Source organism: Roseococcus sp. SYP-B2431 (assembly GCF_004336745.1).
Taxonomy (GTDB): Bacteria; Pseudomonadota; Alphaproteobacteria; order Acetobacterales; family Acetobacteraceae; genus Roseococcus.
This window is the reverse complement of sequence record NZ_SJXD01000022.1, coordinates 139,899-153,646: the sequence shown is the minus strand read 5'-3', so window position 1 is coordinate 153,646 and position 13,748 is coordinate 139,899. Positions and strand designations below refer to the sequence as shown.

At 71.3% G+C, this 13,748-nt stretch carries 10 protein-coding genes; 4 read left to right on the top strand and 6 right to left on the bottom strand.

Translation table 11 applies throughout. The features are described from left to right. Nucleotides 1-56 precede the first annotated feature (56 nt). Nucleotides 57-1,661, top strand: coding sequence for a GMC family oxidoreductase (locus EJV46_RS08695; protein ID WP_131548226.1), 1,605 nt, complete (start codon nt 57-59; stop codon nt 1,659-1,661). Between the two features lie 68 nt (nt 1,662-1,729). Here EJV46_RS08695 and EJV46_RS08690 read toward each other — a convergent pair whose 3' ends face one another. The 5 genes from EJV46_RS08690 to rph all read right to left on the bottom strand — a co-directional run bounded on the left by EJV46_RS08690 (nt 1,730) and on the right by rph (nt 6,819). Then, complete coding sequence (locus tag EJV46_RS08690) at nt 1,730-3,964, bottom strand: xanthine dehydrogenase family protein molybdopterin-binding subunit (RefSeq protein ID WP_131548225.1); 2,235 nt, start codon at nt 3,962-3,964, stop codon at nt 1,730-1,732. Next, nucleotides 3,961-4,443 carry a (2Fe-2S)-binding protein gene (locus EJV46_RS08685; protein WP_131548224.1) on the bottom strand — a complete coding sequence of 161 codons (483 nt, stop codon included), beginning with the start codon at nt 4,441-4,443 and terminating at the stop codon, nt 3,961-3,963. The genes EJV46_RS08690 and EJV46_RS08685 overlap by 4 nt, the downstream gene beginning before the upstream one ends. Before the next feature lie 3 nt (nt 4,444-4,446). Next, a complete protein-coding gene (locus tag EJV46_RS08680; RefSeq protein ID WP_240782475.1) occupies nt 4,447-5,316 on the bottom strand; it encodes a xanthine dehydrogenase family protein subunit M in 870 nt (289 codons plus the stop codon). Between the two features lie 190 nt (nt 5,317-5,506). After that, a complete protein-coding gene (gene rdgB / locus EJV46_RS08675) occupies nt 5,507-6,106 on the bottom strand; it encodes an RdgB/HAM1 family non-canonical purine NTP pyrophosphatase (protein ID WP_131548223.1) in 600 nt (199 codons plus the stop codon). Then, a complete protein-coding gene (gene rph / locus EJV46_RS08670; protein WP_131548222.1) occupies nt 6,103-6,819 on the bottom strand; it encodes a ribonuclease PH in 717 nt (238 codons plus the stop codon). Before rph ends, rdgB begins: the two co-directional genes overlap by 4 nt. Nucleotides 6,820-6,934: 115 nt before the next feature. Here rph and hrcA point away from each other — a divergent pair, with 115 nt between their 5' ends. Both hrcA and EJV46_RS08660 read left to right on the top strand, forming a co-directional pair. Then, nucleotides 6,935-8,023, top strand: coding sequence for a heat-inducible transcriptional repressor HrcA (gene hrcA / locus EJV46_RS08665; protein WP_131548221.1), 1,089 nt, complete (start codon nt 6,935-6,937; stop codon nt 8,021-8,023). 32 nt (nt 8,024-8,055) lie between these two features. After that, nucleotides 8,056-8,619 carry a nucleotide exchange factor GrpE gene (locus tag EJV46_RS08660; protein ID WP_131548220.1) on the top strand — a complete coding sequence of 188 codons (564 nt, stop codon included), beginning with the start codon at nt 8,056-8,058 and terminating at the stop codon, nt 8,617-8,619. A 123-nt stretch (nt 8,620-8,742) separates the two neighbouring features. Here the strand turns inward: EJV46_RS08660 and EJV46_RS08655 are convergent, their stop codons facing one another. Then, a complete protein-coding gene (locus EJV46_RS08655) occupies nt 8,743-11,037 on the bottom strand; it encodes an NADP-dependent malic enzyme (RefSeq protein ID WP_131548219.1) in 2,295 nt (764 codons plus the stop codon). A gap of 135 nt (nt 11,038-11,172) precedes the next feature. Here EJV46_RS08655 and mutS point away from each other — a divergent pair, with 135 nt between their 5' ends. Beyond that, nucleotides 11,173-13,737 (top strand): DNA mismatch repair protein MutS, encoded by a 2,565-nt coding sequence (gene mutS, locus EJV46_RS08650; protein ID WP_131548218.1) that lies wholly within the window; start codon nt 11,173-11,175, stop codon nt 13,735-13,737. Nucleotides 13,738-13,748 lie beyond the last annotated feature (11 nt).

Sequence of the window (13,748 nt, the reverse complement as noted above, 5' to 3'; positions counted from 1 at the left end):
GTTCATCGACCCCTCAAGAATCGCGCCTTGCGGCAGCGAGCGGAGGAAGGGGCGGGATGCGGAGCTACGACTACATCGTGGTGGGTGCGGGGTCGGCCGGCGCGGTCGTCGCGAACCGCCTCTCGGCCGATCCGCGCCGCAGCGTGCTGCTGCTGGAGGCCGGGCCGCCCGGCCACCCCTGGTCGCGCATTCCCGTCGGCTACGCCAAGCTGATCGCCAACCCGGCCGTCAACTGGCTCTACAGCGGCGAGCCTGAGGCCGGCACCAACGGCCGCCGGCTGCCCGTTCCCCGCGGGCGGATGCTGGGCGGCTCCAGCGCGATCAACGGCCTCGCCTTCGTGCGCGGCCAGGCCCAGGACTTCGACACCTGGGCGCAGATGGGCAATCCCGGCTGGAGCTATGCCGATGTCCTGCCCTTCTTCAAGCGGATGGAGCGCTACGAGGGCGGCGGGGACGATGCCTATCGCGGCCGCGAGGGCCCGCTTCGCGTCACCGACCCGCCGGCGAGCGATCCCCTCTACGCCGCTGTGATCAAGGCCGCCGGCGAGGTCGGGATCCCGCACAACGCCGATTACAACGGCGCCCGGCAGGACGGCATCGCCATGAGCCAGGCGACGATCGCCTCGCGCCGGCGGATGAGCACGGCGCATTGCTATCTGGAGCCCATCCGCAAGCGCCCGAACCTGCGGATCGAGACCGGGGCGCTGACGGAATCGCTGCTCTTCGAGGGGAGTCGCTGCACCGGCGTGCGATACACCACGGCGGGCGCATCGCAGGAGGCACGGGCGGGGCGCGAGGTGGTGGTCTGCGGCGGCTCCATCAACTCGCCGCAGCTGCTGGAGCTCTCCGGCATCGGCCAGCCCGAGCGGCTGCGCGCCCTCGGCATCGAGCCGCGCTACGCGCTGCCCGGCGTCGGCGAGAACCTCCGCGACCACTACGCGCCGCGAACGCGCTGGGCCGTCGGCGCGAAAGGCTGGACCTTCAACGACCGGGGACGCGGTCTCGGGCTGGTGAAGCAGGCGATGCGCTATGCGCTGTTCGGCCAAGGCCTGCTGGCCATGGTGGGGGCGCCGCTGCGCGCCTTCGTGCGGTCCCGCGAGGGGCTGGAGGCGCCGGACCTGCTGCTCGGCTGGGTGCCGATGCTGACCGAGCCCGGCCCGGCGGGGCCGAGGATCGCGAGCCAGTCCGGTATGACCTGCTACGCGCATCCCATGCGGCCGGAGAGCAAGGGCCACATTCACGTCACCTCGGCCGATCCGCGCCAGCCGCCCGCGATCACCTTCAACTTCCTCTCCTCGCCCGTTGATGCGGAGCTGACGGTGCGCGCCGTCCGGATCGCGCGGGCCGTGATGGCCGCGCCCGCCTTGGCGCCGCTCCGGCTGACCGAGATCGCGCCGGGCCCGGCGCGGCAGACGGATGACGAGATCCTGGATTGGGTGCGCGCGGCGGGGGAGACCACCTATCACCCGGTCGGCACCTGCAGGATGGGCGCGGACCCGATGGCGGTCGTGGATGCGCGGCTGCGGGTGCATGGCATCGCGGGCCTGCGCGTGGCCGATGCCTCGATCATGCCGACACTGACTTCGGGCAACACCAACGCGCCCGCGATCATGATCGGCGAGAAGGCGGCGGCGATGATCCTGGAGGACCTCGCCGCCTGAGCCTTCCGGGAGGGCGATTCACCACTTCGGCGATACCGCCGAAATGCATCGCGCTCCCGGCGGAGCCGTCAGGCCCCGTCGAGCACTTCCAGCACGCGCGGCGGCGACATGGGCAGGCTGTAGAAGCGCTTGCCCAGGGCATTCGCCACGGCGTTGGCGACGGCCGCGAGCGGCGGGACCAGCGGCACCTCGCCCACGCCGCGCACGCCCTGCGGATGCTTGGGGTTCGGCACCTCGATCATCACCGCGTCCAGCATCGGCAGGTCGGAGCAGACCGGCATCCGGTAGTCCAGGAAGCTGGCGTTATCGACCTTGCCGTTCTTGTCGTAGAGATATTCCTCGCTGAGCGCCCAGCCGATGCCCTGGGCGGCGCCGCCCTGCATCTGCCCCTCGACATAGGCCGGATGCACCGCCCGCCCGACATCCTGGAAGGAGGTGTAGCGCAGCACCCGCACGATCCCGAGGTCCACGTCCACCTCCACGTCGCAGACATGGGTGGCGAAGCCGCCCTCGGCGCCCTGGGTGTTCTGCTGCACGCCGGCGCCGATCGGGCCGCCCGTCTCGCTCGCCTTGGCGGCGATCTGCGCGAGGCTCAGGCCAGGGAACTTGCCCGCATTCTCGCCGGCGGGCTTGGCCTCGCCATCCTCCCAGACCACGGCCTCGGGATCAATCTTCCAGATCTTCGCCGCCCGCTCGCAGAGGGTCTTGATGACTTTCTCCGTCGATTGCGTGACCACCATCGCCGAGGCGAAGAGCACGCGGCTGCCTCCCGTGAGGTTGGAATAGCCGATGGTCGCCGTGTCGCCGATCAGCACGGAGACGCGCTTGTAGTCGATGCCGAGCAGCTCGGCCGTGATATTGGCGATCGAGGCGCGCGAGCCGCCGATATCCGGATGGCCGGTGGTCACGACCACGTTGCCGTCCTCGGTGACGTTCACCTGCGCGCTGGATTCGCCGCCCGCGTTGAACCAGAAGCCGCTGGCCACGCCGCGCCCCTGATGCTTGCCGAGCGGCGCCTGGCTGTGCGGATGCGCCATCGCGGCCTCGATCGTCTCGACGAAGCCGATGACGGGATAGACCGGCCCATGCGCCGCCTTGGTGCCCTGCCGGGCCGCATTCTTCAGGCGCAGCGCGAGCGGGTCCATCTTCAGCGCCTCGGCCACCTCGTCGAGCACGCATTCGACGGCATAGGCGCCGATCGGCGCGCCCGGCGCGCGATAGGCCGCGACCTTGGAGCGGTTGGACACCACGTCGAAGCCCGTCGAGAGCACGTTCGGGATGTTGTAGGGCGCGAAGGCGCAGCCCGCCGCGCCACGGATCGGCGAGCCCGGCAGCCCGCCGGCCTGGAGGTAGAAGGTGCCCTGGGCGGCCACGATGGTGCCGTCCTTCTTCGCGCCGATCTTCACCGTGCTCATCGAGCCGGAGGTGGGGCCCGTCGCGCGCATCACCTCCTCGCGCGACATGACCATCTTCACCGGCCGGCCCGTCTTCTTGGCGAGGATGGTCGCCACCGGCTCCAGATAGATGATGGTCTTGCCGCCGAAGCCGCCGCCGATCTCGGCGGGGATGGCGCGGATGTCGCTCTGCGGGATGCCCGTCAGCAGCGAGGTCATGGCGCGCACCATGAATTGGCCCTGGCTGGAACTCCAGATCGTGGCCTTGCCGTCCACGACGCTGACCAGGCAGGAATGCGGCTCGATATAGCCCTGGTGGACGGGGCGCGTGGTGAAGCTGCGCTCGATGACCACGTCGGCGGCGGCGAAGCCGGCCTCGACCTCGCCCAGCTTGTGCTCCAGCTTGCCCGCGATGTTCGAGGGCCTGCCCTCGAAGCTTACGAAATCATGCAGGATGGGCGCGTCGGGCTTGATCGCGTCCTCGATTTCGATGACGTGCGGCAGCACCTCGTACTCGACCTCGATGAGCCTGCACGCCTCGGCCGCGATCCGCTCCGACATGGCGGCGACGGCCGCGATGGGGTGGCCGTGGAACAGCGCCTTCTCGCGCGCCATGACGTTGCGGCACATCCAGCGCATGTCCTGGATGCCGAGCATCACGGACTTGTCGAGGGGGAAGTCCACGATGTCCTTGTGGGTCACCACCGCCTTCACGCCCGGCAGCGCCTCGGCCCTGGAGGTGTCGATGGAGACGATCCGGGCATGCGCATGCGGGCTGCGCAGCACCTTGCCCCAGATCATGCCGGGCATGGTGGTGTCGGCCGAATAGGAGGCGCGGCCCGTGACCTTGTCGGCGCCATCCGGACGGATGGTGCTCTGGCCGATCCATTTGTTGTTGATGACGTTCATCGGGCGGCTCCCCTCATCTCGGCGGCGGTTTCCATCACGGCGCGGACGATCTTGTCGTAGCCGGTGCAGCGGCAGAGGTTGCCGGCGAGCCAGAAGCGCACCTCGGACTCGGTCGGATCGGGATTACGCTCCAGCAGCGCGCGCGAGGCCATGAGCACGCCGGGCGTGCAGATGCCGCATTGGAGCGCGGCCATCTCGAGGAACTTCTGCTGGAGCGGGTGCAGCGTCTCGCCCCGTGCCATGCCCTCGATGGTGTCGATCTTCTTGCCCTCGGCCTCGGGGGCCAGCATCAGGCAGGAGCAGACGAGGCGGCCGTCCAGCATGATGGAGCAGGCGCCGCAATCGCCGGTGCCGCAGCCCTCCTTGGCCCCGGTCAGGCCCAGCGCGCCGCGCAGCATGTCGAGCATGCTGTCATGCGGGTCGCAGAGAAATTCCTCCGGCTCGCCGTTGATGGTGGTGGTGACGTGCATCTTGGCCATGGATCAGTTCCTCCCGGCGCGTTCGGCGGCGATGGCGACGGCGCGCTTCAGCAGCACCCCGGCCACCTTGATGCGGTAGGCGATGGTCCCACGCTTGTCGTTGATGGGCTTGCAGGCGGCGGAGCAGGCGGCAGCCGCGGCCTCCAGCGCGGCGTCCTCCAGCTTCGAGCCGATCAGCGCCTTCGCCGCATCCTCCACCAGCAGGACGGTCGGCGCCACCGCGCCCAGCCCCACGCGGGCGGCGGTGACGGTGCCGTTCTCCAGCGTCAGGCTGACGCCGACGCCCACCACCGCGATGTCCATCTCGGTGCGCGGGATCATGCGCAGATAGGCGTCGCCCGAGCCCTTGGGCCGCGGCGGCAGGGTGAAGCTGACCAGGATCTCGCCGGGCGCGAGGTTGGTGCGGCCCGGCCCGGCCGGGAAGGCCTCGACCGGCATGGTGCGGCGGCCGTTCGGACCCTGGAGGTTCACGACGGCGCCGGCCGCGACCATGGCCGGAACGCTGTCGCCGGCCGGCGAGCCGTTGCACAGGTTGCCGCCGGCCGAGGCGCGGCCCTGCACCTGGGTGGAGCCGATGAGGTTGATCGCCTCCAGCACCCCCGGCCAGGCCTGGCCGAGGCGCGGATGCTCGGCCAGCACGGCGCCGGAGACGGCGGCCCCGATCACGAAGCCGCCTTCGGGCGTCTCCTGGATGCTGGTGGTCTCGGCGATCTTCTTGATGTCGATGATCGTGCCGGGCTGGGCCGCGCCGGAGCGCATCTGCACCAGAAGGTCGGTCCCGCCGGCCAGGATGCGTGCCGCCCCGGCGGCGGCGGCATAGGCGCCCACGGCCTCGTCGAGCGTCGTGGGGGCGATGTATCGGATCTCTGTCATTCCTGGTCCCGCAATCGTTTCCCGTACGGCGGACCCCTTGGTTCGGGGCGCTCGCCATCTTTCGGAAACGCTACGCTGGCAGGGAGAGGCGGAACAGCCCCTAATCGCCGCAATCGACGGTTATGACCACCGGCAAATCACGAACGGTGACGGGCGGCGAGCCAGGTCTTCGGGCCCGCGTCCGGGTCTCTCAACCCAGGCTGGCGGCGGCCAGCGCGGCGAAGGCCCGGGCGCGATGGCTGTGCCGCGCCTTCTGCTCCGCCGTCATCTCGCCGAAGGTCGCGCTTTCGCCGTCCGGGACAAAGATGGGGTCATAGCCGAAGCCGCTCTGCCCGCGCGGCGGGGCCACCCATCGGCCCTCCACCCGTCCTTCGAAAGATTCCGTGTGGCGATCCGGCCAGGCCAGGACCAGCACCGCCACGAAGGCGCAGCGGCGGTCCGCGGAGCCGTCGAGGCTGGCGATCCGCGCCATCGCCGCGGGATAGTCGCGCGTCCCGTCCGGCCGCATGGCCCAGTCGGCCGTACGGACCCCGGGTTGGCCGCCCAGCGCCGCGACCTCGAGCCCGCTGTCGTCCGCCAGCGCCGGCAGCCCCGTCGCCCGCGCTGCTGCCATCGCCTTGAGGGTGGCGTTGGCGAGGAAAGTGTCGCCCGTCTCCTCCGGCTCCGGCAGGCCGAACTCCCCGGCCGAGATCAGCTCCATCCCATGGGGTGCCAGCAGCCCGGCGAACTCGCGCAGCTTCCCCTTGTTGTGGCTGGCCAGGACGAGCTTGCCGGGCTGCAGCTTTCTCACAGCCCGACGGCTTCCCTCTGCTTCGCCACCAGCGCCGCCACGCCGTCGCGCGCCAGGTCGAGCATCGCCAGGAACTGCGCCTCGCTGAAGGGCGCGCCCTCGGCGGTCGCCTGCACCTCGACGAGATTGCCCGCCCCCGTCAGCACGAAGTTCGCATCGGCCCCGGCGCCGCTGTCCTCGGCATAGTCGAGGTCGAGGATCGCCTCGCCGCCGGCCACGCCGCAGGAGACGGCCGCCACGTGGTCCGTCAGCGGGATGGCCTTCATGATGTTGTTGCTGACGCAGTGCCGGAATGCGAGGTGCAGCGCGACCCAGGCGCCGGTGATGGCCGCGCAGCGCGTGCCGGCATCGGCGTTGATCACGTCGCAGTCGAGCGTGACCGTCATCTCGCCCATCGCCTTGCGGTCCACCACGGCGCGCAGGCTGCGGCCGATGAGGCGCTGGATCTCCTGGGTCCGGCCGGACTGCTTGCCCCGCGCCGCCTCGCGGTCGCCGCGGGTGTGGGTGGCCCGGGGCAGCATGCCGTACTCGGCCGTGACCCAGCCGAGGCCCTGGTTGCGCATGAAGGGGGGCACCCGGCCCTCCACGCTGGCGGCGCAGAGCACCTCGGTGTTGCCCATGCGGATGAGGCAGGAGCCTTCCGCGTGCTTGGAGATCCCCGTCTCGATCGAGACGGTGCGCAGGGCGTCGGACGCGCGGCCGGATGGGCGCATGGGCTGGATTCCTCGTGATTCTGCCCGCGCAATAGCCACAGCGCGCGGCGGTGACCAGGGGTGCGTCAATCAACGGTTGACCCGGCGCCCCCCCGTACCCAAGCTGTCACAAGCGATGCACACCCCCCTGAAATCGCCTTTGTTCACCGTTCCCGGGATCGCTTCCAGCGCGCTCGACGCCCGATCCACGGCCGTTCTGCGAGAGCTGGTGGAGGTCTATGTCGCGACCGGCGAGCCCGTGGGCAGCCGCACCCTTTCGCGCCGCCTGCCGCTGAATCTCTCGCCGGCCTCGATCCGCAACGTCATGGCGGACCTCGAGGAGGCCGGCCTCCTCTACGCCCCCCATACCAGCGCCGGCCGCCTGCCGACGCAGCAGGGGCTGCGCCTCTTCGTGGACGGGCTGCTGGAATTCGGCGACCTCGGCGAGGAGGAGCGGACCGAAATCGCCGCCCGCTGCGCTGCCCATGGCCGCTCCCTGCAGGACACCCTGGCCGAGGCGGGCCAGATGCTCTCGGGCCTGGCCGGCGCCGCCGGGCTGGTCGTCGCCCCCAAGGGCGAGGCGCCGCTGCGCCACATCGAATTCGTGCCCCTCGGGCCCGGCCGGGCGCTGGTCGTGCTGGTCCAGGGCGACGGAAGGGTCGAGAACCGCGTCATCGAGGTGCCGGCCGAGCTGCCGCCCTCGGCGCTTGTCCAGGCCGGCAATTACCTCAATGCCCGCCTCGCCGGCCGGACGCTCGACGAGACCCGCGCCAATGTCACCGAGGAGATCGCGGCCAACCGCACCGCGCTCGACGCCCTGACGCATCAGGTCATCGAGGCCGGGCTGGCCACCTGGGCCGGCGGCGGGAGCGGCTCGCTGATCCTGCGCGGCCAGGCGCGGCTGCTCCAGAACATGGAGAACCTCGCCGCCGTCTCCGAGATCCAGGCGCTGTTCGAGCGGCTGGAGGCGCAGGAGACCACGCTGAAGCTGCTGGAACTCGCCCAGCGCGGGGAGGGCGTGCAGATCTTCATCGGCGCCGAGAGCGGGCTGTTTTCCTCGGCCGGCCTCTCCGTCGTGGTCGCGCCCTTCCGCAGCGGGCCCGCGGGCAGCAACCAGAACATCGTGGGCGCGATCGGCGTGATCGGCCCCTCGCGGATCAACTACAGCCGGGTCATCCCCGTCGTGGACTACACGGCGCGCGTGATCGGCCGCCTGCTGGGTTGATCCTGCGTCACCGGACGATTACCTGAACAGCCATGAACGACCAGCAGACCCCGAACCCGGCCGATCTCGCGCCGGACAACGCCGATGCGACGCCCGATGCCTCGCCGGCCACGACGCCCGAGGAGCGCATCGCGGCCCTCGAGACCGAGCTCGCCGAGATGAAGGACCGCTGGCTCCGCGCCGAGGCGGAGACCCAGAACGTGCGGACCCGCGCCAAGGACGAGGTGGAGAAGGCCCGCAACTACGCCGTCCAGAAGTTCGCGGGCGATGTGGTCGAGGCCTTCGAGAACCTGCACCGCGGGGTGACGATGCTGCCGCCGGCGACCGAGGGCGAGCCCGAGGTCATCGGCAAGATGCGCGAGGGCTTCGAGGGCGTGGAGCGCTTCCTGCTCCAGCGCATGGAGGCCAACGGCGTCGTCCGCAAGCCGGCCGACGGGCAGGCCTTCGACCCCGAGCTGCACCAGGCGATGAGCGAGGCACCGGCGCCGGACGGCGTGGCGCCGGGGACGGTGCTGCAGGCGTGGTCGAGTGCCTGGACGCTGAACGGACGGCTGCTGAAGCCGGCCATGGTGGTCGTGGCGGCGAAGGCGAACTGAGGGGGCTTCGCCCCTCTCCCGACGTCCCATGGCACCCGGGCCCAGGGGGCCACTGGCCCCTGGGCCCTGGCGGGGTTGACCGCGAAGCGGAGACAACGAGGGGCCGAGCCCCTCGCCGTCACCTTACTTCACGATGGCCTGATAGGCCGCCAGCGCCGCCATATCGAGCAGCTGGTTCACCCCCGCCCCCGTCGGCACGATCTGCGCCGGCTGGCGCAGCCCCATCAGCACCGGTCCGATCGTCGTCGCCGAGGTCAGATGCGGCACGGCCTTGGTGAGGATGTGCGCGGCATGCAGGCCGGGCATCACCAGCACATTGGCCGGGCCGGTGAGCCGGCAGAAGGGATAGAGGTTCGCGCGCAGGTTCGCGTCCAGGGCCACGTCCGCGCCCATCTCGCCGTCATACTCGAAATCCACCCCCTTCGCGTCCAGCAGCTTCACCGCGTCGCGCAGGCTGCCGGGGATGCTGCCCTTCGGGTCGCCGAAGGTGGAGAAGGAGAGGAAGGCGACGCGCGGCGTCAGACCCAGCCGCCGCGCCGTGGCGGCGCTGCGGATGGCGATCTCGGCCAGCGTCGCCGCGTCCGGCCGCTCGTGGATCGCCGTATCGGCCACCAGCACCGTGCCGGAGCGCCGCGCGATCATCATGGTCAGGCCGAAGAGCACGCCGTCCTGGTCCAGCGCCATGTTCAGGCCGTCGAGCGTGACGGAATAGCTCCGCGTCTCGCCGGTCAGCAGCGCATCCGCATCGCCCATCGCCAGCATGCAGGCGGCGAAGACGTTGCGGTCCAGGTTCACCAGCCGCTGGCAGTCGCGGAAGAGGAAGCCGTCGCGCTGCTTGCGGGCATAGAGCCATTCGGCATAGCGGCGGTTCTGCGAGGAGAGCCGCGCATTGTGGATCTCGATCCCGTCCGGCAGCCGCACGCCGAGCGCCGCGACGGTCGCGTTGATCCGCTCCTCCCGGCCCACCAGGACGGGATAGCCATAGCCCGCGTTCCGGAAATTGATCGCCGCCCGGATGACCGTCTCGTCCTCTCCCTCGGCGAAGACCACGCGCTGGGGATTCTCGCGCACGCGCTCGTGAATGGCCTCCAGCGCGTTCACTGCCACGTCGAGCCGGCTGGCCAGCTCGCGACCGTACCGCTGCGGGTCGATCAGCGGCTTCCGCGCCACGCCGGAACGCACGGCCGCCTCGGCGACCGCCACCGGCACGCGGGCGATCAGCCGCGGGTCGAAGGCATTGGGGATGATGTATTCCGGCCCGAAGACGAGCTGCTTGCCCGCCCCTGAGCGCGCCACCTCCTCCGGCACCTCCTCGCGCGCCAGTTCGGCGAGGGCGTTGGCGGCGGCGATCTTCATCGGGTCGTTGATGGTCGAGGCCCGCACGTCCAGCGCGCCACGGAAGATGAAGGGGAAGCCCAGGACGTTATTGACCTGGTTGGGATAGTCCGAGCGGCCCGTGGCGATGATGCAGTCCGGCCGCGCGGCCTTGGCCTCGTCCGGGGTGATCTCGGGATCCGGATTGGCCATGGCGAAGATGATGGGGTTCGGCGCCATCGCCTGAAGCATCTCGGGCGTCAGCGCGCCCTTCACCGAGAGGCCGAAGAAGCAGTCCGCGCCGTCCAGCGCCTGGCTCAGCGTCCGGCGATCCGTCTCGATCGCATGGGCGGACTTCCACTGGTTCATGCCCTCGGAGCGGCCGCGATAGACGACGCCCTTGGTGTCGCAGAGGATCACGTTCTGCGGGCTCATGCCCATGGCCTTCACCAGCTCGGCGCAGGCGATGGCCGCCGCGCCGGCGCCGTTGATGACGAGCTTAGTCGTCTTAAGGTCACGCCCGGTCAGATGGGCCGCGTTGATGAGGCCCGCCGCCGCGACGATCGCCGTTCCGTGCTGGTCGTCGTGGAAGACGGGGATGTCCATCAGCTCGCGCAGGCGGCTCTCGATGACGAAGCACTCGGGCGCCTTGATGTCCTCGAGATTGATGCCGCCGAAGCTCGGGCCGAGGAAGCGGACGCAGTTCACGAACTCGTCCACGTCCTCGGTGTTGAGGCAAAGGTCCATGCCGTCCACGTCGGCGAAGCGCTTGAACAGCGCGACCTTGCCCTCCATCACCGGCTTGCCGGCGAGCGCGCCGAGATTGCCGAGGCCCAGCACGGCCGTGCCGTTGGAGACCACGGCGACGAAGTTTCCCTTGCTCGTATAGTCGTAGGCGAGCGCGGGGTCGCGGTGGATGTGCAGGCAGGGCTCGGCGACGCCGGGCGAGTAGGCGAGGCTGAGGTCGCGGGCCGTGACCAGCGGCTTGGTGAGGCGGATCTCCAGCTTGCCGGGGCGGCCCTCGGCATGCATCGCCAGCGCTTCCTCCCCCGTGATGCGCGCCGTCCGCGTATCCACCAGCCCGTCCTTGCGCACATCGTCCATCGTCGTTCGTCCTGAAAAACCAGTTGCCGAGGCGCACCTTGTCGATTGGCAAGGTGCCCCGCAAGGAGGCCCCTTCGCGGGTGCGAAACGCTCGGCTATGCAAGCTTCGTGGAGCAAAGCCCAGTGGAGCGAAGGATGACTGCGGAGGGCGCCACCCCCGCCATGGCCCAGTGGTTCGCGGCGAAGGCCGCGGCCGGGTCGGCGCTCGTCTTCTTCCGCATGGGCGACTTCTTCGAGATGTTCCATGAGGATGCGGAGGCGGCGAGCGAGGCCCTCGGCCTCGCGCTCACGCATCGCGGCGAGCACCAGGGGCGGCCGATCCGCATGTGCGGCGTGCCCGCGCATAGCCACGAGGCCTATCTGGCGCGACTGATCCGGCGCGGATTCCGGGTCGCCATCTGCGATCAGCTGGAGACGCCGGAGGAGGCCAAGGCCCGCCGCGCGCCGACCCTCCGCCGCGAGATCGTCCGCATCGTCACCCCCGGCACGGCCACCGAGGAGGCGCTGCTCGACGCCGCGCGCCCGGCCTGGCTGCTCGCCCTGGTGCAGGGCGGCGCCGCCTGGCTCGACGTGACCACGGGGCTCTTCTTCACCCAGTCCGGCGCGGATCCGGCAGCGCTGATCGCCCGCCTCGATCCCTCGGAGATCCTGGCCGAGGAGGCGCTGCGCATCGAGGGCGCGGTCTCCGCGATCCCGCCGCGCGACGCGCCCGCGCGTCTGGCGGGCGCGCTGGGCGTGGCCGCGCTGGACGGCTTCGGCAGCTTCGGCGAGGCAGAGGTCGCGGCGGCGGCCATGGCCGTCGAATATGTGCGCTCGGTGAACAACGGCGCGCTGCCGCGCCTCTCGCCCCCGGTCGCCGAGGGGGCCAGGGGCGTGCTGCTGCTGGATGCCGCGACCCGTCGCAGCCTCGATATCCTGGAAGGCCCGCGCGGCGCCTCGCTGCTCGGCGCCGTGGACCGCACCCTGACCGGCGCCGGCGCGCGCGAGCTGGCCGCGCGGCTGGCCTGCCCGCTGGACGACCTGCCCGCCATCCGCGCGCGGCACGAGGCCGTGGCGGCGCTGCGCGAGGACAAGCCGCGCCGTGCCGCCGTGCGGGCCGCGCTGAAGGGCGCGCCCGATATGGCGCGCGCGCTGGCCCGCATCAGCCTGGAGCGCTTCTTCCCCCGGGATCTCGGCGCCATCCGCGACGGGCTGCAGCGCGCGGCCAAGCTCGCCGCCGCCTTGGAAGGGGCCGGGCCCGCCCTGTTGGCGCAGGCGATCGCGCCCCTTTCGGCGTCCTCGGCCACGGCGACGGAGCTCGCGCGCGCGCTGGCCGCCGAGCTGCCCGCGCGGCTCGACGACGGCGCCGTCATCGCGGCCGGCTACGACGGCGAGCTCGATGCCCTGCGCCGGCTGCGCGACGATGCGCGCGGCGCCATCGCGGCCATGCAGGTGGACCTCGCCCAGGCCTGGGGCGTGGCCGCGCTGAAGATCCGCCACCACCAGCAGCTCGGCTATCTCGCGGAGGTGCCCTCCGCGGCCGGCGAGAAGCTGCTGCGCGGCGCGCCCCCCAAGGCCGTGGGCGACCTCGCCCCCATCCACCGCCAGAGCATGGCGAGCGCGCATCGCTTCACCTGCGCGGCGCTGGCGAATCTCGACCGGCGCCTGTCCGAGGCCGGCGATCAGGCCGGCCGGCGCGAGCGCCTCGTCGTCGCGCACCTCCGCAAGATCATACTGACCGAGGCCGAGCCCATCGCCGCCGCCGCGCGCGAGATGGCCGCCATCGACGTCCTTGCCGCCTCGGCCGAGCTCGCCACCGAAGGCGTCTGGTGCCGCCCCGAGCTTACCGAGCGGCCGGACTTCGCGATCGAGGCCGGGCGCCATCCCGTGGTGGAGGCCGCGCTGCGCAAGGCCAAGGGCCCGGGCTTCGTGCCCAACGACTGCGACCTCTCGCCCGGCCATCGCCTCTGTCTGCTGACCGGCCCGAACATGGCCGGCAAGTCCACCTGGCTGCGGCAGAACGCGCTGATGGTGATCCTGGCCCAGGCCGGGCTCTTCCTGCCGGCGACGGCCGCGCGCATCGGCCTGGTCGACCGGCTCTTCAGCCGCGTCGGCGCCGCCGACGACCTCGCCGGCGGGCGCTCCACCTTCATGGTCGAGATGACGGAGACGGCGGCGATCCTCAACCTCGCCGGCCCGCGCAGCCTCGTCGTGCTGGACGAGGTGGGCCGCGGCACCGCGACCTGGGACGGCCTCGCCATCGCCACCGCCGTGCTGGAGGCGCTGCACGACCGCATCCGCTGCCGCACCCTTTTCGCCACGCATTTCCACGAGCTCACCGTCATGGCCGACCGGCTGCCGGAGATGCGGCTGGCCGCCATGCAGGTGCGCGAATGGCGCGGCGAGGTGATCTTCCAGCACAGCGTCGCCGCCGGCGCCGCCGAGAAGAGCTGGGGTGTGCATGTCGCCAAGCTGGCCGGCGTTCCGGCGCCCGTGCTGAAGCGCGCGGCCGCCGTGCTCGCCTCCCTGGAGGAGCGCTCGCGCGAGGCGGCCGACCCGCTCACCGCCGAGATGCCGCTCTTCGCGCGCGCCCCGGTCGTCCCGGGCAACCCGGTGCTCGACGCCCTCGCGAAGCTGGAACCGGACCAGCTCTCTCCCCGCGAGGCGCAGGACGCGCTTTACCACCTCAAGGCCCTCGCGGCCGGAACGGAAGCTCTGTAGGCTGTTTGACA

Coding starts and splice junctions, on each gene's coding strand:
- EJV46_RS08695 (WP_131548226.1), top strand. CDS start 57: ATGCGGAGCTACGACTACATCGTGGTGGGTGCGGGGTCGGCCGGCGCG.
- EJV46_RS08690 (WP_131548225.1), bottom strand. CDS start 3,964: ATGAACGTCATCAACAACAAATGGATCGGCCAGAGCACCATCCGTCCG.
- EJV46_RS08685 (WP_131548224.1), bottom strand. CDS start 4,443: ATGGCCAAGATGCACGTCACCACCACCATCAACGGCGAGCCGGAGGAA.
- EJV46_RS08680 (WP_240782475.1), bottom strand. CDS start 5,316: ATGACAGAGATCCGATACATCGCCCCCACGACGCTCGACGAGGCCGTG.
- rph (WP_131548222.1), bottom strand. CDS start 6,819: ATGCGCCCATCCGGCCGCGCGTCCGACGCCCTGCGCACCGTCTCGATC.
- hrcA (WP_131548221.1), top strand. CDS start 6,935: ATGCACACCCCCCTGAAATCGCCTTTGTTCACCGTTCCCGGGATCGCT.
- EJV46_RS08660 (WP_131548220.1), top strand. CDS start 8,056: ATGAACGACCAGCAGACCCCGAACCCGGCCGATCTCGCGCCGGACAAC.
- EJV46_RS08655 (WP_131548219.1), bottom strand. CDS start 11,037: ATGGACGATGTGCGCAAGGACGGGCTGGTGGATACGCGGACGGCGCGC.
- mutS (WP_131548218.1), top strand. CDS start 11,173: ATGACTGCGGAGGGCGCCACCCCCGCCATGGCCCAGTGGTTCGCGGCG.